The sequence below is a fragment of the Bradyrhizobium sp. USDA 4454 genome, assembly GCF_054822705.1.
The window spans coordinates 3,075,458-3,099,352 of sequence record NZ_JBTRCN010000001.1 but is presented as its reverse complement, the minus strand read 5'-3'; the positions used below and the strand labels follow the sequence as shown (position 1 = coordinate 3,099,352).

General features: G+C 65.8%; 22 protein-coding genes, 1 pseudogene and 2 riboswitches. Of the genes and pseudogenes, 13 read left to right on the top strand and 10 right to left on the bottom strand.

Annotation, left to right across the window (positions count from 1 at the left end):
* Positions 1-10: 10 nt before the first annotated feature.
* From livM to ACVIW0_RS14155, 8 genes are all read left to right on the top strand, one after another.
* Positions 11-1,336 carry a high-affinity branched-chain amino acid ABC transporter permease LivM gene (gene livM, locus ACVIW0_RS14190; protein WP_461352898.1) on the top strand — a complete coding sequence of 442 codons (1,326 nt, stop codon included), beginning with the start codon at positions 11-13 and terminating at the stop codon, positions 1,334-1,336.
* The gene (locus ACVIW0_RS14185) at positions 1,333-2,166 is read left to right on the top strand and encodes an ABC transporter ATP-binding protein (RefSeq protein WP_461352897.1); all 834 of its coding nucleotides are present in this window, start codon (positions 1,333-1,335) and stop codon (positions 2,164-2,166) included. The genes livM and ACVIW0_RS14185 overlap by 4 nt, the downstream gene beginning before the upstream one ends.
* Entirely contained in the window at positions 2,163-2,912 is a 750-nt protein-coding gene (locus ACVIW0_RS14180) for an ABC transporter ATP-binding protein (protein ID WP_461352896.1), read from the top strand. The genes ACVIW0_RS14185 and ACVIW0_RS14180 overlap by 4 nt, the downstream gene beginning before the upstream one ends.
* A gap of 170 nt (positions 2,913-3,082) precedes the next feature.
* Positions 3,083-4,201, top strand: coding sequence for a branched-chain amino acid ABC transporter substrate-binding protein (locus ACVIW0_RS14175; RefSeq protein ID WP_461352895.1), 1,119 nt, complete (start codon positions 3,083-3,085; stop codon positions 4,199-4,201).
* Positions 4,202-4,515: 314 nt separating this feature from the next.
* Positions 4,516-4,625: riboswitch (glycine riboswitch) on the top strand.
* Positions 4,626-4,628: 3 nt separating this feature from the next.
* Positions 4,629-4,744, top strand: a riboswitch (glycine riboswitch).
* A 65-nt stretch (positions 4,745-4,809) separates the two neighbouring features.
* Complete coding sequence (locus ACVIW0_RS14170; protein WP_461352894.1) at positions 4,810-4,974, top strand: hypothetical protein; 165 nt, start codon at positions 4,810-4,812, stop codon at positions 4,972-4,974.
* Positions 4,974-6,584, top strand: a complete 1,611-nt coding sequence (locus ACVIW0_RS14165) for an ABC transporter substrate-binding protein (protein ID WP_461352893.1) — start codon at positions 4,974-4,976, stop codon at positions 6,582-6,584. The genes ACVIW0_RS14170 and ACVIW0_RS14165 overlap by 1 nt, the downstream gene beginning before the upstream one ends.
* Positions 6,585-6,747: 163 nt before the next feature.
* The gene (locus ACVIW0_RS14160; protein WP_461352892.1) at positions 6,748-8,307 is read left to right on the top strand and encodes a GMC family oxidoreductase; all 1,560 of its coding nucleotides are present in this window, start codon (positions 6,748-6,750) and stop codon (positions 8,305-8,307) included.
* Between the two features lie 193 nt (positions 8,308-8,500).
* Positions 8,501-9,496 (top strand): P1 family peptidase, encoded by a 996-nt coding sequence (locus tag ACVIW0_RS14155; RefSeq protein WP_461352891.1) that lies wholly within the window; start codon positions 8,501-8,503, stop codon positions 9,494-9,496.
* Between the two features lie 120 nt (positions 9,497-9,616).
* On the opposite strand, the gene ACVIW0_RS14150 is transcribed toward ACVIW0_RS14155, so the two are convergent.
* The gene (locus ACVIW0_RS14150) at positions 9,617-10,423 is read right to left on the bottom strand and encodes an EF-hand domain-containing protein (protein WP_461352890.1); all 807 of its coding nucleotides are present in this window, start codon (positions 10,421-10,423) and stop codon (positions 9,617-9,619) included.
* 252 nt (positions 10,424-10,675) lie between these two features.
* Here ACVIW0_RS14150 and rpe point away from each other — a divergent pair, with 252 nt between their 5' ends.
* Positions 10,676-11,377 carry a ribulose-phosphate 3-epimerase gene (gene rpe / locus ACVIW0_RS14145; RefSeq protein ID WP_461352889.1) on the top strand — a complete coding sequence of 234 codons (702 nt, stop codon included), beginning with the start codon at positions 10,676-10,678 and terminating at the stop codon, positions 11,375-11,377.
* A 13-nt stretch (positions 11,378-11,390) separates the two neighbouring features.
* Here rpe and ACVIW0_RS14140 read toward each other — a convergent pair whose 3' ends face one another.
* The 8 genes and pseudogenes from ACVIW0_RS14140 to ACVIW0_RS14105 form a co-directional block, all read right to left on the bottom strand.
* A complete protein-coding gene (locus ACVIW0_RS14140) occupies positions 11,391-12,848 on the bottom strand; it encodes a serine/threonine protein kinase (protein WP_461357325.1) in 1,458 nt (485 codons plus the stop codon).
* A 20-nt stretch (positions 12,849-12,868) separates the two neighbouring features.
* Positions 12,869-13,609, bottom strand: coding sequence for a metallophosphoesterase family protein (locus ACVIW0_RS14135; RefSeq protein ID WP_461352888.1), 741 nt, complete (start codon positions 13,607-13,609; stop codon positions 12,869-12,871).
* 433 nt (positions 13,610-14,042) lie between these two features.
* Positions 14,043-15,157, bottom strand: a pseudogene (locus ACVIW0_RS14130) (integrase core domain-containing protein); the annotation flags it as partial.
* 172 nt (positions 15,158-15,329) lie between these two features.
* Positions 15,330-15,923, bottom strand: a complete 594-nt coding sequence (locus tag ACVIW0_RS14125; RefSeq protein WP_461352887.1) for a TetR family transcriptional regulator — start codon at positions 15,921-15,923, stop codon at positions 15,330-15,332.
* On the bottom strand, positions 15,920-16,054 hold the full coding sequence (locus ACVIW0_RS14120) for a hypothetical protein (protein ID WP_456753950.1): 135 nt from the start codon (positions 16,052-16,054) through the stop codon (positions 15,920-15,922). The genes ACVIW0_RS14125 and ACVIW0_RS14120 overlap by 4 nt, the downstream gene beginning before the upstream one ends.
* Before the next feature lie 579 nt (positions 16,055-16,633).
* Positions 16,634-17,242: a hypothetical protein gene (locus ACVIW0_RS14115; protein ID WP_461352886.1), complete on the bottom strand. Its 609-nt coding sequence runs from the start codon at positions 17,240-17,242 to the stop codon at positions 16,634-16,636.
* Entirely contained in the window at positions 17,235-17,924 is a 690-nt protein-coding gene (locus ACVIW0_RS14110) for a hypothetical protein (protein ID WP_461352885.1), read from the bottom strand. Before ACVIW0_RS14110 ends, ACVIW0_RS14115 begins: the two co-directional genes overlap by 8 nt.
* The gene (locus ACVIW0_RS14105) at positions 17,921-18,688 is read right to left on the bottom strand and encodes a MotA/TolQ/ExbB proton channel family protein (protein ID WP_461352884.1); all 768 of its coding nucleotides are present in this window, start codon (positions 18,686-18,688) and stop codon (positions 17,921-17,923) included. The genes ACVIW0_RS14110 and ACVIW0_RS14105 overlap by 4 nt, the downstream gene beginning before the upstream one ends.
* A gap of 212 nt (positions 18,689-18,900) precedes the next feature.
* Between ACVIW0_RS14105 and ACVIW0_RS14100 the strand changes: the two genes are divergently transcribed.
* The 3 genes from ACVIW0_RS14100 to ACVIW0_RS14090 all read left to right on the top strand — a co-directional run bounded on the left by ACVIW0_RS14100 (position 18,901) and on the right by ACVIW0_RS14090 (position 22,297).
* Positions 18,901-20,271, top strand: a complete 1,371-nt coding sequence (locus ACVIW0_RS14100) for a histidine kinase (RefSeq protein WP_461352883.1) — start codon at positions 18,901-18,903, stop codon at positions 20,269-20,271.
* 1 nt (position 20,272) lies between these two features.
* Positions 20,273-20,941 carry a response regulator gene (locus tag ACVIW0_RS14095; RefSeq protein ID WP_461352882.1) on the top strand — a complete coding sequence of 223 codons (669 nt, stop codon included), beginning with the start codon at positions 20,273-20,275 and terminating at the stop codon, positions 20,939-20,941.
* A gap of 183 nt (positions 20,942-21,124) precedes the next feature.
* On the top strand, positions 21,125-22,297 hold the full coding sequence (locus ACVIW0_RS14090; RefSeq protein ID WP_461352881.1) for a M20 aminoacylase family protein: 1,173 nt from the start codon (positions 21,125-21,127) through the stop codon (positions 22,295-22,297).
* Here ACVIW0_RS14090 and ACVIW0_RS14085 read toward each other — a convergent pair.
* The gene (locus tag ACVIW0_RS14085) at positions 22,294-22,857 is read right to left on the bottom strand and encodes a cytochrome b (RefSeq protein WP_461352880.1); all 564 of its coding nucleotides are present in this window, start codon (positions 22,855-22,857) and stop codon (positions 22,294-22,296) included. The genes ACVIW0_RS14090 and ACVIW0_RS14085 overlap by 4 nt on opposite strands.
* Before the next feature lie 181 nt (positions 22,858-23,038).
* Between ACVIW0_RS14085 and murI the strand changes: the two genes are divergently transcribed.
* Positions 23,039-23,836 carry a glutamate racemase gene (gene murI / locus ACVIW0_RS14080; protein WP_461352879.1) on the top strand — a complete coding sequence of 266 codons (798 nt, stop codon included), beginning with the start codon at positions 23,039-23,041 and terminating at the stop codon, positions 23,834-23,836.
* The last annotated feature ends 59 nt before the right edge of the window (positions 23,837-23,895 follow it).

Sequence of the window (23,895 nt, the reverse complement as noted above, 5' to 3'; positions counted from 1 at the left end):
CAGGCACTTCGTGAGCGCGACCTCAGCCCGCCCCTCGCACGCCGCGCAGCCCTCCGGCAGCGCCTTCATTCTCAAGAAAGCCCTGATCAGCGCCCTCGTCGCGCTGGTGCTGTTCTCGCTGATGATCGGCATCCGCACCGAGGCCGGACCGCAAGGCGGCCTGATCTACTGGACGCGGTTCGGCGATCTCGCCGCCCTTGTCGGCACCGTGTTCGGCGGCAGCATCATCGTCGAGCTGCTGCGGCAGTGGTGGGGCCCGGTCGACAAGGACCGCGTCGTGCCGAAACCGGTGCAGAGCGCGCTGTCGCTCGCCGGCCGCTGGCTGGCGCCGGCGCTCCTGGTGTTCACCTTCCTCGTGCCGGTCATCTTCTACAACCAGCGATACATTCTCGATTTGTCGATCCTGGTCCTGACCTATGTGATGCTGGGCTGGGGATTGAACGTCGTGGTCGGCCTCGCCGGCCTGCTCGACCTCGGCTATGTCGCGTTCTATGCGGTCGGCGCCTATTCCTACGCGCTGCTGGCGACCAATTTCGGATTGTCGTTCTGGGTCTGCCTGCCGCTCGCCGGCATCCTGGCGGCGTTCTGGGGCGTGCTGCTCGGCTTCCCGGTGCTGCGGCTGCGCGGCGATTATCTCGCGATCGTGACGCTCGCCTTCGGCGAGATCATCCGCCTCGTCATCATCAACTGGCAGAGCCTGACCGGCGGCCCCAACGGCGTCTCGGGGATTCCGCGCCCGACCCTGTTCGGCATTCCGCTGACACCGGGCGATGACGGGCTCGCCGCCAGGCTCGGCATCGAATTCTCGCCGACCCATCGGCTGGTGTTCCTGTTCTACCTGATCCTGGCGCTGGCGCTGCTCACCAACTGGGTGACGATCCGGCTGCGGCGGCTGCCGATCGGCCGCGCCTGGGAGGCGCTGCGCGAGGACGAGGTCGCCTGCCGCGCGCTCGGCATCAACACCACGACCACCAAGCTGACGGCGTTCGCGACCGGAGCGATGTTCGGCGGCTTCGCCGGCGCGTTCTTCGCCACACGGCAGGGCTTCATCAGCCCGGAATCCTTCACCTTCCAGGAATCGGCGCTGGTGCTGGCGATCGTCGTGCTCGGCGGCATGGGCTCGCAGCTCGGCGTGGCGCTGGCCGCGCTGACCATGATCGGCGGCTTCGAGCTGTTCCGCGGCCTCGACCAGTACCGCATGCTGGTATTCGGCATGGCGATGGTGCTGCTGATGATCTGGCGGCCGCGCGGGCTGATCGGCCACCGCGCGCCGACGGTGTATCTGGAACGCAACCAGGCGATCTCGTCCGACCTCGTCAAGGAGGGCCACGGATGAGCGGAGATCCCATCCTAACCGTCGACCGCCTGATGATGCGCTTCGGCGGCATCGTTGCGGTCAACGAGCTCTCCTTCACCGCGGAGCGGCGCAAGATCACCGCGCTGATCGGGCCGAACGGCGCCGGCAAGACCACGGTGTTCAACTGCATCACCGGCTTCTACCGGCCGAGTGGCGGCGCGATCCGCCTCAGCCATGATGACGGCCGCAGCATCCAGCTCGAGAGACTGAACGATTTCCGCATCTCCAAGCAGGCCAAGGTGGCGCGCACGTTCCAGAACATCCGGCTGTTTCCCGGCATGACCGCGCTGGAAAACCTGATGGTCGCCCAGCACAACGCGCTGATGCGCGCCTCGGGCCTGACCGTGTTGGGGCTGCTTGGTTTGCCGTCGTGGCGCGAGGCCGAGCAGCGCGCCATCGATCTGGCGCGGACCTGGCTCCAGCGCGTCAACCTGCTCGATCGCGCCGACGATGCCGCGGGCAATCTGCCCTATGGCGACCAGCGCAGGCTCGAGATCGCACGGGCGATGTGCACCGAGCCCGCCCTGCTCTGTCTCGACGAGCCGGCGGCCGGACTGAACGCGCGAGAGAGCGGCGGTCTCAACGAGCTCCTGCTGTCGATCCGCAACGAACAGGGCACCTCGATCCTCCTGATCGAGCACGACATGTCGGTGGTGATGGAGATATCCGATCACGTCGTGGTCATGGACTACGGCGTCAAGATCGCCGAAGGCACGCCGCAGACGGTGCGCGACGACCCCAAGGTGATCGCCGCCTATCTCGGCGCCGACGAGAAAGAGGCCATCGCCGTGATGGAGAGCGGCACGTGAGCGCGGCACAGGCCACCACACCCCTGCTCGCGGTGCGCGGCGTGCGTGCGGCGTATGGCAAGATCGAGGCGCTGAAGGGCGTCGATATCGAGATCAATGCCGGCGAGATCGTCGCCCTGATCGGCGCCAACGGCGCCGGCAAGTCGACGCTGATGATGACGATCTTCGGCCGGCCGCGCGCCCGCACCGGCACCATCGAATATGATGGCCACGACATCACCGGCGTGCCGACCCACGAGATCGCGCGGCTGCGCATCGCACAATCGCCCGAGGGCCGCCGGATCTTCCCGCGCATGAGCGTCGCGGAGAACCTGCAGATGGGTGCCGATGCGACCGAATGCACGGAATCCGAGCGCGAAGCCGGGCTGGAGCGCGTGTTCGCGCTGTTTCCGCGGCTGAAGGAGCGGATTGCGCAGCGCGGCGGCACGCTGTCCGGCGGCGAGCAACAGATGCTGGCGATCGGCCGTGCGCTGATGAGCCGGCCGCGCCTCTTGATGCTGGACGAGCCGTCTCTCGGGCTGGCGCCCCTGATCGCCCGCCAGATCTTCGACGCCATCCGCACGCTGAACCGGCAGGACGGCCTCACCGTCCTGATCGTCGAGCAGAACGCCAACCACGCGCTGAAGCTTGCCCATCGCGGCTATGTCATGGTCAACGGCCTGATCACGCTGACCGGAACCGGCAGCGAATTGCTGCAGCGCCCGGAAATCCGCGCCGCCTATCTGGAAGGCGGCCGCCACGGGTAGTCGTCTCGGCTGGCTGCACGTTCCGTGCCGCCGCCGTTAGCAGGATGTAGCGTCGATTTGCCTGAAAATTGCCGGTGACTTCGCTGCGAAATCGGCCGAGAATGCCGGTGGTTTAGGAGCCCGGCGTGCCGGGTCCTTCCGCAAGAGGCAACGACCACGAGGGACGTCTCATGAAATCACTGAAGCTGATCGGCCTGGCATTGGGCGCTTCGTTCGCATTGTCGGCGAGCGCGTTCGCGCAAGATATCACAATCGCAGTCGCGGGCCCGATGACGGGCTCCGAATCCGCTTTTGGCCGGCAGATGAAGAACGGCGCCGAGCAGGCGGTCGCCGACATCAACGCCGCCGGCGGCGTGCTCGGCAAAAAGCTCGCGCTGGAAGCCAACGACGACGCCTGCGATCCGAAGCAGGCGCGCTCGATCGCGGAAAAGATCGGCTCTTCGAAGATTCCGTTCGTGGCCGGCCATTTCTGCTCGTCGTCCTCGATCCCGGCCTCCGAGGCCTATGCCGACTCCAACGTGCTGCAGATCACCCCGGCCTCGACCAACCCGCTGTTCACCGAGCGCAAGCTATGGAACGTGGCGCGGGTCTGCGGCCGCGATGACCAGCAGGGCATCGTCGCCGCCGAGTACATCGCGAAGGCCTACAAGGGCAAGAACATCGCGATCCTGAACGACAAGACCACCTACGGCAAAGGCCTCGCCGACGAGACCAAGAAGGCGCTCAACAAGGCCGGCGTCACCGAGAAGGTCAACGAGTCCTACAACAAGGGCGACAAGGACTTTAACGCGATTGTCTCGCGCCTGAAGAAAGAGAGCATCGATCTCGTCTATGTCGGCGGCTACCACCAGGAAGCCGGCCTGATCCTGCGCCAGATGCGTGACCAGGGCCTGCAGGCGGTGCTGATGGCGGGCGACGCCATGAACGACAAGGAGTTCGCTTCGATCGCCGGCCCGGCCGCTGAAGGCACCTTGTTCACCTTCGGTCCCGACCCGCGCAACAAGCCGACCGCGAAGGCGATCGTCGAGAAGTTCAAGAGCAAGAACATCGACCCCGAGGGCTACACGCTCTACACCTACGCCGCTATGCAGGTATGGACCCAGGCCGTCGCCAAGGCCAAGACCACCGACGCCAAGAAGGTGATGGAGACCATCAAGGCCGGCGAGTGGGACACCGTGCTCGGCAAGATGGGCTTCGACGCCAAGGGCGACATCAAGGCGATCGACTACGTCGTCTACAAGTGGGACGCCAAGGGCAACTACGCCGAGATCAATCCGAAGGGCTCTTGAGCCCTTCGCGCCTGATCTGATCAGAGACAGCAAAACGCCCCGGTCCGCCGGGGCGTTTTTTCCGGACTGCTCGCCTAGATCATGATGCGTTTCCACGGAATCGCATCATGATCTCATCTCTTGTTAGAGCATGATCTTTTCGGAAAACCGGTATCCACTTTTCCGGATCATGCTCTAGCGAAATGCCCGAGATCTCCATCGACGGAGCGACGCGCCGCGCCGCGCGAGATCGATCGCATATGATCTGGGCAGGCTGCGATTGAAGTTTAATCTTGCCTGGCCTGGCAGCGCACAATAACGTTTTGACAGTCCAACGCGACGATGCGGGAGAGATCGAAGCGAAAACACGTACGCGGTTTTCGTGGTCGACGCCGACGGAGCAACCGCCCCGGAAACTCTCAGGCACAAGGACCGTGTCGTCAGGACGATCTGGAGAGAGACGTCGTGTCCACGATGCGCCGTCCACCGAAGGGGATATCCGTCACCACGCCATTGCATGAGCAAGGGCCGCGGCGGATCAAGCTCTCAGGTACCGGGACAGATGGGGCGCCTCCGCCAGCCGACGCCGGCGTCGGGGGCACTCTAGCTTCCGGGAGCTTCTTTCAAATATGCCCATCACCGTCCTCATCGGCGCCGGCCTCCCCGGCGCAACGACCATCCGCGCGACGTTCCGCGTCGCGACAAGAGGCAGCGCACAGCGGTGGATGGATTCCATTCAGCCGACCGGCTGTTCGCCAATCGAAATCCGCTCAGCGTTCACCCGAGGAAAATGATGTCAGTTGCACCGCGCGCCAGAACCACCCCGACGTCCTTGAACACCGCGTTCCGCGGACTGCTGGTAGCTACGGCGCTGCTGCTGCCGGGCCTGTCTCACGCCAAGACGATCCGCGCGGTGATGCATTCGGACCTGCGGGCGCTCGATCCGATCGTTTCGTCGGCCTACATCACACGTGACCACGGCTACATGGTCTACGACACGCTGGTGGCGATGGACTCGAGCTTCACGATCCGGCCCCAGATGGCGGACTGGAAGGTGTCCGACGACAAGCTGACTTACACCTTCACGCTGCGCGACGGCCTGAAGTGGCATGACGGGACGCCGGTGACCGCCGAAGACTGCATTGCGTCGTTGAAGCGTTGGGCCAGCGTCGACGGCATGGGCCAGAAACTGATGGACTTCACCGTCGGCCTGGAAGCCCCCGATGCCAGGACGATCGTGCTGAAACTCAGGGAGCCCTACGGCCTGGTGTTGGAATCGCTCGGCAAGCCATCGACGCTGGTGCCGTTCATGATGCCGAAGCGCCTTGCCGACACACCGTCGGACCGGCCGATCCCCGAGCAGATCGGCTCGGGTCCGTTCAAATTCGTCGCGGCGGAATTCCAGCCCGGCGTCAAGGCGGTCTATGAGAAGAACAAGGACTACGTGCCGCGCGGCGAGCCGCCAAGCTGGGCCTCGGGCGGCAAGGTGGTGAAGGTCGATCGCGTCGAATGGATCACGATGCCCGACGTTCAGACCGCGACCAGCGCGCTGCAGTCCGGCGACATCGATTTCCTGGAACGGCCGTCATTCGACATGCTGCCGATCCTGCAAGCCGACAAGGATTTGACGTCGCGCCCGCTGAGCAGCCTCGGCTTCCAGACCATCGGACGGATGAATTTCCTTTATCCGCCGTTCGACAACGTCAAGGTGCGCCGGGCCGCCATGATGGCGCTGAGTCAGAAGGAAATCCTCGACGCCATGGTCGGGGATCCCAAGCTCTACAAGATTTGCGGGGCCATGTTCGGCTGCGACACGCCGCTTGCCTCCGACGTCGGATCGGAGTCGCTCGTCAAGGGCGACGGCATGGCCGCCGCCAAGAAGCTGCTGGCCGAATCCGGTTACGACGGCACGCCGGTCGTGATGCTGGCGCCGACCGATGTGGTGACGCTGAAGACGCAGCCCATCGTCGCGGCACAGTTGCTGCGCCAGGCCGGCTTCCAGGTGACGATCCAGTCCATGGACTGGCAGACGACGAACATGGTGCTGGCAAGCCAGAAGCCGCCGAAGGACGGCGGCTGGAACATGTTCTTCACCAATTGGGGTATCGCCGACATCATGAATCCCGTCGTCAGTGCTCCCCTGAATAACAGGGGTCGCAAGGGCGGCTGGGTCGGCTGGCCGGACGACGCGCAGATCGAGAGCCTCCGCGATGCCTTCGCGCGCGCCGGCTCGCCGGACGCGCAGAAGAAGATCGCGGCCGAGATTCAAGCGCGCGCGCTCGACCAGGTGACCTACATTCCCCTGGGGCAGTACTTTGCGCCGAGCGTGTGGCACAAGGAGCTGACCGGCATGCTTGATGGCCCGGCCACGCCGCTGTTCTGGAACATCGACAAGCCCGAGTAATCTCAACCCACATGATCCTGACCGACGCGGGCGGCTGTCCGGAACAGGCCGACGCCCGCGCCGCGCGATGAAATGAGAAACACTGGAAATGTCCGGAAATGCGATCTGACGTCGCCGATCCGGACTTTCGGACGCAGCAAGATTGAAGCCAAGGTTGGAAGTCATGTCACCTGATACCACTTACGATGTGATCGTCGTCGGCGGCGGCTCGGCCGGCGCGGCCATTGCCGCCCGGTTATCCGAGGATCGGAAGCGGCGGGTGCTGCTGCTAGAAGCGGGCCTCGACTGGCGTGCGGATGAAGCACCCTGGGAAATCCGGACGCCCAATCCGATTCCGATCATTCACAAGCGCGAATTCCAGGAGAAATGGCAGTGGCCCGACCTCCTGACCCGCCGCATCGCAGGCCAGGAGCGGCGCTTCTACTGGCGCGGCAAGGGGCTCGGCGGCAGCTCGATGATGAACGGCCAGATCGCCATCCGCGGCGTCGCGGATGCCTTCGACGAATGGGCCGCGCTCGGCTGCCGCGGCTGGTCCGCGCGCGAGATCATGCCGCTGTTCTCGATGATCGAGGACGACGAGGAATTCGGCGACACCAGGGGACATGGCCGCGGCGGTCCGCTGCCGGTCTATCGCGCGCCGCTGGAAACGTGGGGGCCGATCGATCGCGGCCTGCGCGACGCAGCTCTCGCCAGCGGCTATCCGTGGTGCGCCGATCTCAACGGTCCGGATGGCGAAGGCGTCGCCTGCTATCCGATCAACAGCCGCAACAGCCGTCGTATCACCACCAACGAAGGCTATCTCGAGCCGGCGCGTGGCCGTGCCAATCTCGAGATTCGAGGCAAGGCGCTGGTCGACCGGGTCATCATCCGCGACGGTAAGGCAACCGGCGTCCGTGTCCATATCGACGGCCAGGGCACCGTCGAGATCGATGCGCGTGAGATCGTGTTGTGCGGCGGCGCCATCCACAGCCCCGCGATCCTGCTCCGATCGGGCATCGGCCCCGCGGACGAGTTGCAAGCCATGGGGATCGCGGTCGAGCGTGACCTGCCGGTCGGCCGCAATTTCTTCGACCATCCGCTGTTTCGCATGACGATCCAGCTGCGCGAGGAGCTGCGGCCTACCGATCCGGATACGCGTCACACCAATTGCTGCGTAACCTATTCATCCGGTCTCGCCGACGGCGGCAAGCGCGACATGATCATGATCGCCTTCAATCATCGCGGCATCGGAAATCCCGGCGCGATCGGCGCGGGACTGTTCAATGCCTATTCGCGGGGGCACCTGAAGTTGGCTTCGCCGGACCCGACGATCGATCCGGTCGTCGAGGAGAACATGCTGGCCGATCCGCGCGATATGCTGCGCATGCTGGATGCGGTGAAGCGGTTCGCGGTGCTGGCCACGCAGCCGGCACTGGCCGGCATCTCGGACTGGATCCGCCTCGGCGATACCGAGCTGACCTTGCCGGCCGCGGCGGCCCTGCCGACGGCCGAGCTCGAGGCGGTATTGCGACGCGAGACCGGCGACATCCAGCATGCAGCCGGCAGCTGCCGGATGACCGGCGTCAACGATCCCGCGGGCGTGGTCAATCCCGACGGTGCGGTGAAGGGCGTCAGTGGCCTGCGGGTCGCCGACGCCTCGATCATGCCGTCCGATTGCCGGGCCAATACGCACTTCACCACGGTCGTCATTGGCGAAGCCATCGCCCGGATGATGAGGTCATAGGCCGGGGCGTCAACGCGCCTCCAAAGCGCGATGAGATGGGTTGAATCGTCATCGCGCTTTGGATTCTTGTCTTGGCATGATCTTTTCGGAAAACCGCTTCGCACTTTTCCGGATCATGCTCTAGCCGGGCTCGCCGCAGCTGATATACCGGTTCGAGCAGCCAAGGCTCGGACCAGGCGGGACGGACTCAACCGTGAAAAACCTTCTCACCGATATTGCCGGCGTTGCCGTCGGCCATGCCGACGACGCGGTGATCGCCTCGGGCGTCACCGCCATCCTGTTCGAGCGGCCGGCGGTCGCCTCGATCGATGTTCGCGGCGGCGGTCCGGGCACCCGCGAGGACGCGCTGCTGTCGCCGCATAATGTCGTCGAGGCGATCGACGCCATCACGTTGTCCGGCGGCTCGGCGCTCGGGCTCGACGCCGCCGGCGGCGTCCAGGCCTGGCTGGCCGAGCGTGGCCGCGGCTTTCGCATCCGCGATGCGGTGATCCCGATCGTGCCCGGCGCGATCTGCTTCGACCTGCTCAACGGCGGCAACAAGGCGTGGGGACGCTTTCCGCCCTATCGCGATCTCGGCTATGCGGCGGCGAATGCGGCCTCCGATGACTTCGCGCTCGGCAGCGTCGGCGCCGGCATGGGCGCCACCACGGCCAATCTGAAGGGCGGCCTCGGCTCGGCGTCTGCTGTGACCGACGACGGCATCAAGGTCGCGGCGCTCGCCGTGGTCAACGCGGTCGGCAGCGTGACGGTCGGCAGCGGTCCGTGGTTCTGGGCGGCGCCGTTCGAGGTCGCCGGCGAGTTCGGCGGACGCGGCCTGCCGGCTGCGTTCACGCCTGACATGCTGAAGCCGCGGCTGAAGGGCGGTGCCGAGGCCACCGCCGCCGAGAACACCACGCTGGTCGTGCTCGTCACCGACGCGCAATTGACAAAACCGCAGGCGCGGCGGTTGGCGATGATCGCACAAACCGGCATGGCGCGCGCGATCTATCCGGTGCACGCGCCGCTCGATGGCGATGTGGTGTTTGCCGCCGCGACCGGCGCCAAGCCGGTCGATCCCCTGTTCGGGCTGACCAGGCTCGGCGCGATCGCGGCCAACACGGTGGCGCGCGCGATCGCGCGCGGCGTCCATTCAGCGACCGCGCTGCCCTTCCCCGGCGCACTGCCGAGCTGGCGGGATCGGTTCGGTTAGGCGAAGAGCTTGTACGATCGTCATTGCGAGCGAAACGAAGCAATCCATCGCACCGCTTGCCGAGACATGGATTGCTTCGTCGCTACGCTCCTCGCAATGACGAGTAGCAGCCGATACGCCTTAAGCGCTTAAGGAAACCGACGCCGAAGCCTGCGTCGAGATCGCCAGCGCCTGGCGCTGGATCAGTTGCTCGATGAAATTGTAGGACGAGGTCGCGCTGCCGCTGGACGACGAAGATGTGCCACTGGTGCTGGACGCCGAGGCCGGCGTTGTCATCGACACCTTGGAGCCGTCGGCATAGGTCGTCGTCGTGGTGGTCGAACCGTCGCTGTTGGTCACCGAGGTCGAGGTGGCGCCGTCCAGCGCCTGCATCAGGGGATCGCTCGAGCCGCTGCTGGAGCCGGATCCGTCGGTCGAGCCGCTCGCCATTTGATGATGATGGCCGCCGCCCTTGTGGCCCTGCAACGCCTGCGACATCTCGTCGAGGCTGACGGTGCCGTCGCCATTCTTGTCGAGCTTGGCGAACACGTCGTCGGCCCGCGCCGTGTTGGTACCGCCGGCGCCGAGTGCATTCTCGAATTCCGCCTGGGTGATCTGGCCGTTGCCGTCGGCGTCGATCCCTGAGAACAGGTCCTGCAACGCGGCCGACCGGCTGGCCGCCGTCGCGCTGTTTGAGACCGCGGTCTGCGACTGGCTTTGCGCGGAAATCAGCGCGCCCATCGTCAGCGGCGAAATCTGCGGCGTGCCAGAGCTCGATCCGGCGCTGCTGCTGCCCCCGGTCGACGTCGATGTCGTGGTCGAAAGATCGAACAGGCCGCTCGACTGGCTTGCCTGGCTGGAGCTGCCGGTCTGGGTCGTCGACTTCGACGACATCAGCGAGCTCAGGAGATCAATGGCCGACGACGCAGCGCCAATTGCAAATAACATGGCATACTCCAACAAGGCCGCGCCTGGCGGCTCAAACGCTTGTCGGTGGCGCAGCAAGGCGCGTGCCATGGCAAAAACCCAATGAAACCAGGCCTTGGCGCATCGCGACGGGTTCCGCGCACCCGGCAAGAGCTGCCGCCGGCGGCAGAATTTTCCGGCCCAGCCATCCGGTCCGCTCGCATTGCCCACCACGCCTGCGCATGTTAGGCGGGATCACCCGTCGCCCCCTGCTCGTCTTCCGGAACTGCTGACATGACTCAGTCATTCACCCCGCGTCCCCTCATTATCGCTCCGTCGATCCTGGCGTCGGATTTCTCAAAGCTCGGCGAGGAGGTCCGCGCCGTCGACCAGGCCGGCGCCGACTGGATCCATCTCGACGTGATGGACGGCCATTTTGTGCCGAACATTTCCTACGGCCCCGACGTCATCAAGGCGATGCGGCCGCACACCAAGAAGGTGTTCGACGCTCATCTGATGATCTCGCCCTGCGATCCCTATCTGGAGGCGTTCGCCAAGGCGGGCTGCGACCACATCACCGTGCATGCAGAGGCCGGCCCGCATCTGCATCGCTCGCTGCAGGCGATCCGGGCGCTCGGCAAGAAGGCCGGCGTCTCGCTCAATCCGGCAACGCCGGCGAGCGCGATCGAATATGTGCTCGACCTGATCGACCTCGTGCTTGTCATGTCGGTCAATCCCGGTTTCGGCGGCCAGGCCTTCATCCGCTCGGCGATCGGCAAAATCTCCGACGTCAGGGCGATGGTCGCGGGCCGGCCGATCGATGTCGAGGTCGACGGCGGGGTTGCGCCCGACGTCGCGGGCCAGCTCGCCGCCGCCGGCGCCAATGCCTTTGTCGCCGGATCTGCCGTGTTCAAGGGCGGCACGGTCGAGGCCTACAAGACCAACATCGCGGCGATTCGCCATGCGGCGGCCGAAGCGCGCGGCGAAGCGATCTGATGATCCGGCGTAGCTAAAAAACTGCGGGCGGCGTGGCCGCGGCGTTCGCCGCCCGGTCCGCCGCCTCGTCGCCCGCATCTGTCGCCGGCGTCAGCCGCGACGGCCGCACCACGGTCACCGTGCACGGCGCTTCGGCTGCGACCTTGGCGGACACGCTGCCGAGCAGCGCGCGCCGCAGCGAGTTCTGCCGCGCGCCGATGATGATGTGGTCGACCAGATTGACCGCGGCGAATTCCAGGATGGCGGCTGCGGGATCGATCGCCTCCAGCACATGTACGGTCAACCGGCCCTCCGCGAGCTTGAACGGCCGCGCCCAGTGCTGGAGCGCCACCAGGCGGTCGACATGCTTGTTCTGGCCCTGCTCGTCATGGCTGCGGTCGATCGCCAGCCGATTGAGCTTGAGCACGTTGACGCAGGCGAGCCGCGCCGATGGCGAGGTCGACAGCACCTGCTCGGCGGTGACGCGGATGGTCTCGTTCAGCGCCTCGGCGCCTTCGCCGATGTCAAGCGCGATCGCGACGATCGGGCTCGAGGCGAGCTGCACCGCGACGTTGGATCTCGGTTGCGGCGAGGCGGCGCCGAGATTGAAGCGACGGCGCCACACCGTCATGAGCGGATCGCGTTTCAGCCGCTGCGCCCGTGCCGTCAGCTTGACCTGCTCGGGATGGCTGAGATCGAACGCAAGCTGCGCCGCGGTCGGATAGCGCGCGACCGGATCGATTTCGAGACACCGCAGCACGATCTCCTGCAGCCACGGCGGATAGTCCGGCCTGAGCCCGCGCGGCGGAGTGGGATCGCGCCACAGCCGCCGGCGCATGCCGCGCAGGGTCTCGCTCTCGCCGAACGGGCGGACGCCGGTGGTGAAGAAGTACAAGAGCACGCCGAGCGAAAACAGATCGCTGCGCGGATCGTCGCGCACGCCGAGCAGGCGTTCCGGCGCCATATAGGGTGCGGTGCCGTAAGGCAGCCGAAACTCCTCCTGCAGGAGGTCGGGCAGATGCTGGTGGTGCGACAGGCCGTAATCGATCAGCACCGCCTCGCCGCGCTCGCGGAACATGACGCTGCTCGGCTTGATATCGTGATGGATGACGTTCTGCCGGTGCAGGCTGGCGAGCGCGGTCGCCACCTTGCCGCCGATCACCCTGACCTCCTCATACGGCAGCGGCAGGTCGTCGAGCCGCTTGTAGAGTGTTTGTCCGGGGATGCGCTCCATCACCACATAGGCCTGCCGCTCGAAGTCGCCGGTGCCGAAACAGGCCGGCACGTGCGGCCCTGACAGCCGCGGCAGGATCATCTGCTCCATCTCGAAGCTGACGATCGCGGCCGGGTCCTCGCCCTCCGAGGTCAGCGGCACCTTCATCAACAGCGGCATAGTGATGCCGGGATGGGTGACGGTCCATAGCGTCGCCATGCCGCCGCGGTGCACGCGCTCGCCGATGGTGAAGCCATCGAGCTCGGCGCCCGGTTGCATGGTCAGCGCCGCCACCGGCGTCACCTGCCGAGCGGCAGGCGGTCGGCCAGCCACAGCGGCAGGCCGCTGGCCTTGATCCGCGCCGCGGCGGTCGCGACGTCGTAGGGCACGCGGTGAAAGGTGATCTCGCGGCTCGCCGTGTCGAACATCGCAAACGACGCCGCCGGATCGCCGTCGCGCGGCTGGCCGACCGAGCCGAGCACCGCAAGCCAGCGCCGCCCCGGCAGCAATTGCACCGCGACACCCGAGGTCGGGACGAAGCTCGTCATCTTCGCGGTCGAGGACATCGAGTAGAGGCCGGGACGATGGATGTGGCCGCAGAAGGTGATCTGCTGTTCGGTCGCCATCATGCTGCGCGCGGCGTCCGCAGTGTCGCGGACGTAGCGCCATTTCACGGGGTCGGAGGCCTCCGAGTGCACGTAGAGCCGGTTGTCCTCCTGCCGCGACATCGGAAGCTCGGCGAGGAACTGCTTCTGCTCGCCGCTGAGCCGGCCGCGGGTCCAGTCGATGGCGGCCTGGGCATCGGTGTTCATGCTGTCACTGGGAACGCCGATCGCATTATCATGATTGCCGCGCACCGCGATCGCGCCGTTGGCGACCAGGTCCATCATGGTGTCGACGGCCCATTCGGGATCGGCGCCGTAGCCGACGATGTCGCCGAGGCAGATCAGCCGCTCAGCGCCGCGTGCCCGCGCAGCGTCGAGGCAGGCTGCAAAGGCCTGCCGGTTGGCATGAATATCGGCAAACAGTGCAAGCCGCATCGTGATCCGCGTAGGTGGAGTCCTGCCGGATATCAAGCACACGCAGCCCAGAGCTCGCAATCGGGCGGAGGCAGGCGCGAAGAAGCCATTTGGCGTGCGACCGCGCAATCTCTACCGTCGCAACTCGTTGCTTACCCCTCTCCCCACCCTCCCCCGCAAGGGGGGAGGGAGCCTGACCGGCGTGCTCACCTCACTGGCATGACAGATCGCGCCTCAGACCATCAACGGCGAATGTAAGGGAGGCACCAGCGGAATGAGCAACCGGCGACATAGGTAACAGGTCAGACCGACGACATAGGTAACACAATTCTCGTTTCGTTCAGGTCTGTTGTTGTTGGGGCTGTGGACCCTGAGGGCAACGCGCAGCGTTGTCCTCAAGTCCACAGCCTTTTGCTGTGCGTTTTGGTCTGCTGAGCTGGTCACCGCGATGCGCGATCGTGCCGAGCACAATCGGGCCATAGCTGACGGTCCAGCCGTCCCGCTCCTCGGCCAGGCCTACCGGCTCGCCGATCAGCGCTTCGCTGATGTAGATCGTGTTGCCCAGCCATTTGATCTCGCCGTTTTGGCGGACCGAGCGGATCTCCTGGTCATCAGCGTATTCCGGCTCGCGCAAGATGCCGTCGAAGCGGCGCGAGGAGGCCAGGTAACGGTCGGCCGGCGTGGCGTTGTCGAGCGATTGGTGCGGGCGCTCTTCGTTGTAGAGATGCTGGAAGCTGCGCAAGCGCTTGCGCTGCTCGCGCATGGTGGGAGCCGGCGGATTGGCAACGTCTTGCAGCAGGGTCAGGTGCATGCGCTCATGGCGACCGTTCTGCTGAGGTTTGCCCGGTGCAATGCGTTCCGGCGTCACGCCGGCCTTGATCAGCTTGACCGATAGCCGCGACAATCCTCCGGCGCCACGCGAGGCAAACGGCGAGCCGTTGTCCGAGCGCATGTGACGCGGCAACCCGAACTCGCGGAACGCCGCGTCCAGCACCGGCCAGACATGATCCGTGTCGGTGCGCGCCAGGGCCTGGCAGCGCAGCAGATAACGACTATAGGCATCGGTGATCGTCAGTGGCTCGCAGCGCATGCCGTCCCCGGTCAGGAACCAGCCCTTGAAGTCGATGCACCAGGTGTCGTTGGGCGCCTCGCAACTGGCAAAGGGCGCGCTCGAGGGCGGGCTGCGCCGGCGCAGCTTGCGTTTCACCGTCAGGCCTTCGCGGTCGAACAGCTCCCCGATCGTGCTTGCCGCCGGCCATGCCGTTCGAGGTGACTTCCGTTCGAGAAAGGCCAGCACCTTGATCGGCCCCCAGCTCGGATGCGACCGACGCACCTCAAGACAGCGTTCGGCGATCTTCTCCGCAATGCTCTGCGGATGATGCAGAGGAGCTCGCGAACGATCGAACAGCCCAGCCGCCCCTTCCTCCTCGAACCGTACCAGCCATTTATAGCCCACCGACGGCTCACCCCGAACCGCCGGCACACCGCCGCAAACGACTCCTCATGCTTTTGCGCCGCCACCACAAACCGCATCCGCTCATCCACAGCACAGGTCTCCATCCATCCCATCGGCAAGCTCCTCCTCGCCGATCAGTTGACCTGTTACCTATGTCGCCGGTCTATTCTGTTACCCATCTAGCCGGTTAGGACCGGAAGGGTTCCCTCCCCCTTGCGGGGTAGGGTTAGGGAGAGGGGTGCCGCTTGCTCCGCTGCGAGAGAGCACAAGAGCCGAGCTGTTGCTTTAGTGCTTGCAGGCCCGCACGCCCCGCAGCAGCAGGGCGATCAAGGCGTCGATCCGGGACGGGCATTCGGGCTTGGACCATTCCTCGGCATGCGCCGGGTGATGGTAGCGGACGGTCGCGTCGAACACGGCACGTGCCGTCGCCTTGACGTTGTCGATCTCGAATTCGCCCTGCGCGACGCCGTCGGACAGGATCTTTGCGATCAGATCGACCTGCTTGTCCTTGTAGGCTTCCACCACCTCGCGCGCGCCCTGCGCCAGCGCCAGGTAGGTCGCGAACATCTCGGGATCGTCGCAGACTTTCTTCTGTTTGATCGCGAAGGCGGTGCGCAGCCATTGCTCGAGCCGCTCCGGCGCCGGGCCGTCGCCGGCCGCGAGCTTGCACAGCGGCTCGTTGGCGCGGTCGAGCCAGCGTTTGGCGACTGCGTCGCGCAGCGAGGCCTTGCTGGGGAAATGGCGGTACACGCTGCCGTGGCTGACATCCAGCGCACGGGCCACGTCGACAACGGTGGCCTTGGTCAACCCGTAGCGTCTCAAGACATCCTCAGTTGCCTCGAGGATCCGCTCGGGTGTCAAAACCACCGCCTCGTTCATGCGCTTACCGTCTGATTATCGCTGTCCTGCCCGCGGGTGAACTTGGCAGCCTGGGCAGCCAAATGGCGGGCGACGCGAAGGTTGAGCCACTGTTGAATCTGGGCGGTCAATTGAAAGATTTCTATCGTCATGGAGGTAGTCCTTCGAGGTAATCAAATTGAAGTCCGGTTGCCCCGACCAAAATGCCGGAACAGCCGCTGGGCGCCCTCCTCCCATTGGGCTGCTGAGTATATACATCGTCACGCTGACAGATTTCAATATCTGTCAGACAAACTTTGCGAGATGACAGCTATGCGTCCGGGCAGGGCCGCCGATCCCTGCAGGCCGGTCGGGCCGAGATTCTCTCCGTTCGTCGTCCTGGCGAAAGCCAGGACCCATAACCACCGCAGCCAGTGATGACCGTGATCGCGGCCCCAGCGTCACGCAACAATCGCGATTTGGGGTGATGGGTCCTGGCTTTCGCCAGGACGAAGCTGAATGTGCTGATCTTGGCGGTCCACCGGGCCGGAACCGATGCCGGAATCGAAAGGGGCCGCCTCACGCAGCGGCCCCTTTGCCGGGAAAATGGCTTCGGGATAAAATCTAGCCCCGGTTATCCCCAGGATACACCGTTCAGGGGATTGAGGAATTCCGGATGATTACTGTCCATCCCGCTGACTGATTATTGGCAATCCCTATTTTTGTGCCACCTTTCTAGTCGGACGCGCGCCCTATCGCTGCTCGTCCTTGGGCGGCATCCGGGGCGGCGGCAGCGGCGTGAAGACTGATCCCTGCGCGCCGGCCGGCGGCGCCACGAACGTCCCCGTGGTGGAATCGCCGCCGGTAGTCTCCATGATCGTCTTCGGGGTGATGTACTCCCTGACGAAATCCGTGAGGGTCCCATCGCCGCCGCCGAAATCAGCCGCCCGCCCGCCCTGCGGATGCCCGGCCTTGATCTCGTTGTCGGCCGTGTGGGTCTGCTCCGCCATGGCATCGCTATAGGGAATGCGGAAGGCGCGCGGCACGGCGCTCGGTCGGTTGTCTTCATCAAGCTCTTCAACCCAGAGATAGATCGAGCCCAGATCGCCCTCCAGCGTATGCGGCTCCACGATCCGCGCCGACAGCAGCTTGAAGTTGGCCGGCAGCTTCTCCGCGGAGGCCCAGCCGAGCAGGCCGCGCATCCCGCCGAAGCTGACGAAATAGAACGCGCTGGTCACGACGATGACGACAGCCTTCAGCGACCAATGCAGCCGCGCATAGACCAGCACGATCAGGAGCAGCGCACCGATCACCGCGTACGCCACCGCAAGGGTGAGGATCACTGACTGGAGACTATTCACGGCGGAGCACCCTCACGCCGGATTTCGGAACGCCGGTGTTCGGATCGAGGTCGGCGCCGTTGCGCCAGCTGCTGCGGAAAGTTTCGAGCAGCGATTTCGGCCGCCGGTCGACGTTGACCACCTTGCCCTCGGCATCGAGACGAAACCGCACCGCGGTCTTCTCGTCGCCGGTGTGATCGACGGTCAGCTTGTCGTCGAAAATCACCTGCGCCGTCGGGTTGAGCTTCTGCACCTTGACGTTGGCCTGCACCGGCTCGCCGGTCGTGGCCTGGAAATGCGAGACGTTGACGGTGTATTCGCCGGCGACGATGCCGCGCAAGGTGACGATCTCCTCGCGGATCGGGGAAGCGATCTTCTTGCCGTTGACCACGATGAAGTCGTTAGCGCCGCCGCGATCGTCGCGGTCGAGCGTCAGGAAGCCGGCCTCGCGATGCCGGTACCAGGCGATGTTGCCCGCGGGGTCCTGCACGAACAGGTCGAGATCATCGGGATGGTTGTCCGGCCAGTCCATCGTGATGATGAACTCCGCCTTGGATTCGATCTTGCCCTCCTTGGAGTCCGGCGACACCGCAAGCAGCGCGAGGAAGAACAGGAAGGCGATCACCTGCAACGCCTTGAACAGCATGACACCAAGCGGATCGAAAGCTTCCTCGCGCGGATAGAGCCCGAACTCGTCCATCATGGCGTCGTACCAAGGCGACGTTCCAAAGCCGGCGTGACATGCGTCTCGGTCAGCACCACGGCATCGGAAAATACCCGCTGGGTCGCGGAGTCCAGCATGTAGTACTGGATCCGGACCAGGATCGATCCGATCAGCCCGGCCAGCGTGGTGTACATCGCGACCGCCATGCCGTCGCTCATCAGGCCCATCGAGGATTTCATCGCGACCTTGTCAGCGGCATCGAGCGACGCGATCGGCGCCAGCATGATGATGAAGCCGATGATGGTGCCGAGCAGGCCGAGTTTCATCAGCGTGTCGGAGACGAAGGCGCCGAAACCGTTGGACCCGCGCAGGCGGTCGGCCAGCGTCCGCAGCAGCAGGGTCTGGTCGATCCGCCCCTTGGCCTGCGCATCGGCCTTCTGCACCAGGCTCTTGATGTGATCGGTGACGAGGCCGCGCGGCAGGCCGCGCGCGTCAGATGCAAGAATCTTTGCGCCATCAGGCGCGGCGAGGATCGCGCGGCAGGACCGCGCCACCTCGCCTTCCCGCGCGATCGCCCGCGTCCGCCAGAAGCAATGGATGCAGGTGACGACGTAGAGCACCGCGATGACGCTGGAGATGTAAGTGCGGTCGGAGCTGACCATGAGTCGGATCAGCCCGTAGCGCCACAGCAGGAAGGCGGCAAACAGCGAAAGGCCGGTGAAGATCATCCAGAGCAGCAGGACGCTGCGCTCCGCCGGATCCGTGTCGGCCGACGCGGCCGCAGCTTCGACCTTGGCGTCCATGCTGCGTGAGCTCCCTGTGCCGACTGTTCCACGAGGCTCCACGCGGGCCTCATCCGCCGTTAGAGCAGAGCCGGCCGGCGCCGTCCAAAGACATCTGCCCAGATTTGGTCGGGCAAATTTCCCGACCTGCATAGCTTGGCATGCTTGCGATTGGCGGGGAATAGCGCTGCTGTTAGCATCGCGCTCTGGTTTGCCGGCCGTGGAGTGATCGCATGCGCCTCGTGCTTGAATTGGTCGCCCGCCTGCTGGTCATCGTCGCGCTGTGCCTTGGCGCAGCGACCGTCTGGGCCACGATCGATGCCTATCGCAGCGTCGATCGCGCCACCGAGGCGTCCGCCGAGCGGGTGTCACAATCGCTCGAGGCGCTGTACTGGCGCGAATTGCTGCTGCGCAGCAACCGGATGCGCGAGCAATTGCTGCCGACGCCGGACTGGCGCACCATCGAAACCATGGGCCTGATCGCGCCCGGGATCTGCGTGCAGTTCGAACCGGCCGGTGCCTTCGAGAAGCCGCTGTGCGGCCAGAGCAAGGGCATCGGCAAGACGCCGCCGCGCTGGTTCGCCGACATTGTCCAGATGGTGCTCGGCGATCACGGCACCGTCGAGCGGCCGATCAGCGCCCGCGCCGCGACGGCGGGAACCGTTCGCGCCGTCGCCGATCCGGCCGCCGCGATCGCGCTCGCCTGGCAGCACATCCTGGATAACATCCATGTCGCGCTGCTGATGGCGCTCGCGATCGCGCTGCTCGCCTCGCTTGCGATCGCGCATGCGCTGGCGCCCGCGCATTCGATCGTATCCGCGCTGCGGCGGATGGCCGACGGCGAGTACCGGGCCCAGCTGCCGCGCGTCCGCTCGATGGAGCTCGCGATGATCGGACGCGCCGTCGGCGATCTCGGCGACCGCCTCGCACAGGCCGAAGAGGAGCGCACGGTGCTGACGCGGCGGCTGCTGGAAATTCGCAGCGACGAACGCCGCGCGCTGGCGCGCGAGCTGCACGACGAGTTCGGCCAGAACCTCACCGCGATCCTCGCCTTCGCCAACACGATCGAGGCCAGCTCCGGCGACAAATACGCCGCCGGCACCGAAATTGCGCAGGACGCGCGGATGATCTCGCAGGCGACGCGCCGCATCATGGCATGCCTGCGCGATACGCTGAACCGGCTGCGCCATCCGCCGGCCGAGGAGCTCGGGCTGGAGGCCAGCCTGGTCGATCTGGTCGACAGCTGGCGGTCGCGCACGGCGCAGCCGATGATCCAGCTCGATCTGCAGGGCGATCTTGCCGACATCAGCGGCACGGTCGCCGCCACCGCCTACCGCGTCGCACAGGAGTGCCTGACCAACGCGCTGCGCCACAGTGCGGCGCGCGAGATCGTGCTGCGGATCGAGCGGCGCGCCGGAACCGAGAATGCGCTGCTGGTGCGCGTCGAGGACGATGGCGGCGGCGATGCCGCCAAGGTGGCGCAATCTGCGGGCTTCGGCCTCACCGGCGTCAGCGAGCGCGTCGCCGCGCTCGGCGGCTCGCTGTCGATCGCGCGTGCCAGCCGCGGCGTCAGCATCGCCGCCACGATCCCGCTTGCGGCCTGAGATGACGACCGCGACGACGACTGTGCTGAAGATTGCGGGCATCTCGATCCTGCTGGTGGACGATCATCCCGTCGTCCGCCAGGGCTATCGCCGCGTGCTCGAACACCAGGACGATTTCCGCGTCGTCGCCGAGGCCGACAACGCTGCCAATGCCTATCGCGCGTTCAAATCGCACCAGCCTGATGTGGTCGTGATGGACATCTCGATGCCGGGCGCGAGTGGGCTGGAGGCGATCCGCAACATCCGCGCGCGCGACCCCGACGCGCACATTCTGGTGTTCAGCATGCACAGCGAGGCGGCCCAGGTGAAGGCGGCGTTCGCCGCCGGTGCCTCCGGCTTCGTCACCAAGGGCAGCGAGCCGGCCGAGCTGATCGCGGCGATCCGCCAAGTGGCGCGCGGCGAGCACGCGATGAGCGACGACGTCGCGCGGGTGCTCGCGCTGGACAGCCTGGTGCCGACCCAATCGGCGCTCGACCAGCTCGGCGAGCGCGAGATCGAGATCCTCCGGCAGTTCGCGGCAGGCCACACCAAGGAGCAGATCGCCGCCAATCTCAACCTCAGCACCAAGACCGTGCAGAACTACCACTACCTGATCAAGGCCAAGACCGGGATGCGGACCGACGCCCAGCTGGTCCGCCTCGCCGTCGAATGCGGTCTGGCGAATTTGTAGGCCTGTAGCCCGGATGGAGCGAAGCGTAATCCGGGGACCGCGCATGAGGAACGATCCCGGATTGCGCTGCGCTCCATCCGGGCTAGGGATCTCCGATAGCGACCCGCCATTGCCCCGTGACAATATGGCGGGTTACGGTACGCTCATCCGCCCTCCAAAGCCGACAAGAAACGGACGCTCCCCATGCCCATCGTCAATCGCGTTGCCGCCCTCTCGGACGAAATGGCCGCCTGGCGCCATGACTTCCACGAGAATCCCGAACTGCTTTATGAGGTGCACCGCACCGCCGGCATCGTCGCCGAGAAGCTGCGCGAGTTCGGCTGTGACGAGGTGGTGACCGGGATCGGGCGCACCGGCGTGGTCGGCGTGATCCGCGGCCGCAAGTCGTCGTCAGGCAAGACCATCGGGCTGCGCGCCGACATGGACGCGCTGCCGATCGTGGAAGCCTCGGGCGTCGCCTACGCCTCGAAGGTCCCCGGCAAGATGCACGCCTGCGGCCATGACGGCCACACCGCGATGCTGCTGGGTGCTGCGAAATATCTCACCGAGACGCGCAATTTCGACGGCACTGCGGTCGTGATCTTCCAGCCCGCCGAGGAAGGCGGCGCCGGCGGCAAGGCGATGGTCGACGACGGGCTGATGACGCGTTGGGGCATTCAGGAGGTCTACGGCCTGCACAACATGCCCGGCCTGCCCGAGGGCTATTTCGCGACCACGCCGGGGCCGATGCTGGCCTCGTCGGACACGCTGAAGATCACCGTGCATGGCAAGGGCGGCCATGCCGGCGCCGCGCCGCACGAGGCGATCGACAGCGTCCTGATCGGCGCCCAGATCATCAATGCGTTGCAATCGATCGTGTCGCGCAATCTCGATCCGCTGAAATCGGCGGTGATCTCGATCACGATGTTCGAGGCCGGCAGCGCGTTCAACGTGATCCCGGAGACCGTGACGCTGGGCGGCACCGTGCGCACGCTGGATCCCGAGGTGCGCGACATGGTCGAGCGCCGGATCGGCGAGGTCGCCTCCAGCATCGCCAAGGCCTATGGCGGATCGGCCGAGACGGATTATGGACGCATGTATCCGGTGACGCTGAACCACGCGCGCGAGGCCCGCGTCGCCGCCGAGGTCGCCCGCGACGTGGTCGGCGCCGACCGCGTCAACGACAATCTGGTGCCGGTCATGGGCGCCGAGGACTTTGCCTTCATGCTGGAGGCGCGCCCCGGCGCGTTCGTGTTCCTCGGCATGGGCGACGGCCCGATGTGCCACCACCCGGCCTACAAGTTCAACGACAACATCCTCGGCCACGGCGCCTCCTACTGGGTGCGGCTGGTCGAGAAGCAGATGCCGGCGGGCTAAGCCGCGCGGTCGGCGGGGTTCGTCCCCACCATCCGCGCCGCCACCCGGTCGCGCCTCACGAAGTGGTGGAAGGCGACCGCGGCGAGGTGCAGCACGATCAGCGCCAGCAAGACATAGGCAAAGAAGATGTGACGCGCCTCAAAAGCGTCCGCCGCCGCCTTGTCGGGCGAGGTAATCTGGGGCACGTGGAACAGGCCGAAAAAGCTCGAATAGTCCTGGGCGCGCGATCCGGAGTGTGCCCAGCCTAGCATCGCCACCAGGATGGTGACGGCATAGAGCGCGCCGTGGCTGACGCGGGCGGCGATCCGCTGCCAGGCGGGCATCTCGGCCGGCAGGGCCGGCGTCGGGTTGACGCCGCGCCAGATCAGCCGCAGCACCGTCAGCAGCAGCACCAGATAGCCGATATCGGCGTGGATCGACCGGTAGAAGAACTTGTCCGCCCGCGCCGGGATGTGGTTCATCCACCAGCCATAGGCCAGCATGCCGATGATGGCGATGCCGAGCCCCCAGTGGAAGGCGCGGGCGAGCGAACCCCAGCTGACAGTGGTATTGCGGATCATGGTGGATTGGTCCCGGGCGGCCCCGTCTTGATTTCTCACGTCGCAGCAATGGCTTGCCGTGATACTTGCAGGTATCGGCCAAGGCCATGTGAAATTCCCGCCTTCACCGCCTTTTGTCGGCCCCAAAGACGGGGCAGGCAAAACAACTGAATGGTAACCCTGCTTCGGATAGACTTTCCGCGTGTCCACTCCCCCGACCATCCTCGTGTTCGATTCCGGCCTCGGCGGCCTCACCGTGCTGCGCGAGATCGTCCGCGCCCGGCCCGACGCGCACTATGTTTACGTCGCCGATGACGCCTTCTTCCCCTATGGCCACCACGGCGAGGACGAGATCATCGCCCGCGTGGTGCCGCTGGTCGGCGAGTTGATCGCAGCCCACGCGCCCGACCTCGTCGTGATCGCCTGCAACACTGCATCCACCCTGGTGATGTCGCATTTGCGCGACGCTTACCGCCTGCCCTTCGTCGGCACGGTGCCGGCGATCAAGCCGGCCTGCGCATCCTCGAAGACAAGGCGCGTCTCGGTGCTCGGCACCAGGGGCACCGTGAAACGGGAATATACCCGCAAGCTGATCTCGGATTTTGCGCAGGGCTGCGAGGTGACGCTGGTCGGCTCCGGCGAGCTCGCCTCGCTGGCGGAAGCAGCCCTTAGCGGCACCAGCGTGCGCGACGAGGATATCGCGGCCGAGCTCGCGCCCTGCTTCGTCGGCGACGGCCCGAATGATCCCGGTCGCACCGACACCGTCGTGCTGGCCTGCACGCATTATCCGCTGCTGCTGGAACGGCTGTCGCGGCTCGCGCCGTGGCCGGTCGACTGGATCGATCCGGCACCGGCGATCGCACGCCGCGTCGCCGATCTGCTCGGCCCGGCCGGCACGGAGAGCGATGAGACCGGCGCCGAGATGATCTTCACCTCGAAGCGTCCGCACGCGCTGACCGCGGCGCTGACACCGTTCTTCGGCGGTCGCGTCCCGGCCTGAAGCTTTTCGCCGTCACCATGTGCTGCTAGCTTCCCCTCGCCTCACCGAGGGAGCACTGC

What these genes read in the sequence shown, in the direction of transcription:
- ACVIW0_RS14185 (WP_461352897.1), top strand. Translation starts at nt 1,333, where the DNA reads ATGAGCGGAGATCCCATCCTAACCGTCGACCGCCTGATGATGCGCTTC.
- ACVIW0_RS14175 (WP_461352895.1), top strand. Translation starts at nt 3,083, where the DNA reads ATGAAATCACTGAAGCTGATCGGCCTGGCATTGGGCGCTTCGTTCGCA.
- ACVIW0_RS14170 (WP_461352894.1), top strand. Translation starts at nt 4,810, where the DNA reads ATGCCCATCACCGTCCTCATCGGCGCCGGCCTCCCCGGCGCAACGACC.
- ACVIW0_RS14165 (WP_461352893.1), top strand. Translation starts at nt 4,974, where the DNA reads ATGTCAGTTGCACCGCGCGCCAGAACCACCCCGACGTCCTTGAACACC.
- ACVIW0_RS14160 (WP_461352892.1), top strand. Translation starts at nt 6,748, where the DNA reads ATGTCACCTGATACCACTTACGATGTGATCGTCGTCGGCGGCGGCTCG.
- ACVIW0_RS14150 (WP_461352890.1), bottom strand. Translation starts at nt 10,423, where the DNA reads ATGTTATTTGCAATTGGCGCTGCGTCGTCGGCCATTGATCTCCTGAGC.
- rpe (WP_461352889.1), top strand. Translation starts at nt 10,676, where the DNA reads ATGACTCAGTCATTCACCCCGCGTCCCCTCATTATCGCTCCGTCGATC.
- ACVIW0_RS14140 (WP_461357325.1), bottom strand. Translation starts at nt 12,848, where the DNA reads ATGCAACCGGGCGCCGAGCTCGATGGCTTCACCATCGGCGAGCGCGTG.
- ACVIW0_RS14135 (WP_461352888.1), bottom strand. Translation starts at nt 13,609, where the DNA reads ATGCGGCTTGCACTGTTTGCCGATATTCATGCCAACCGGCAGGCCTTT.
- ACVIW0_RS14125 (WP_461352887.1), bottom strand. Translation starts at nt 15,923, where the DNA reads ATGAACGAGGCGGTGGTTTTGACACCCGAGCGGATCCTCGAGGCAACT.
- ACVIW0_RS14120 (WP_456753950.1), bottom strand. Translation starts at nt 16,054, where the DNA reads ATGACGATAGAAATCTTTCAATTGACCGCCCAGATTCAACAGTGGCTC.
- ACVIW0_RS14110 (WP_461352885.1), bottom strand. Translation starts at nt 17,924, where the DNA reads ATGATGGACGAGTTCGGGCTCTATCCGCGCGAGGAAGCTTTCGATCCG.
- ACVIW0_RS14105 (WP_461352884.1), bottom strand. Translation starts at nt 18,688, where the DNA reads ATGGACGCCAAGGTCGAAGCTGCGGCCGCGTCGGCCGACACGGATCCG.
- ACVIW0_RS14100 (WP_461352883.1), top strand. Translation starts at nt 18,901, where the DNA reads ATGCGCCTCGTGCTTGAATTGGTCGCCCGCCTGCTGGTCATCGTCGCG.
- ACVIW0_RS14095 (WP_461352882.1), top strand. Translation starts at nt 20,273, where the DNA reads ATGACGACCGCGACGACGACTGTGCTGAAGATTGCGGGCATCTCGATC.
- ACVIW0_RS14090 (WP_461352881.1), top strand. Translation starts at nt 21,125, where the DNA reads ATGCCCATCGTCAATCGCGTTGCCGCCCTCTCGGACGAAATGGCCGCC.
- ACVIW0_RS14085 (WP_461352880.1), bottom strand. Translation starts at nt 22,857, where the DNA reads ATGATCCGCAATACCACTGTCAGCTGGGGTTCGCTCGCCCGCGCCTTC.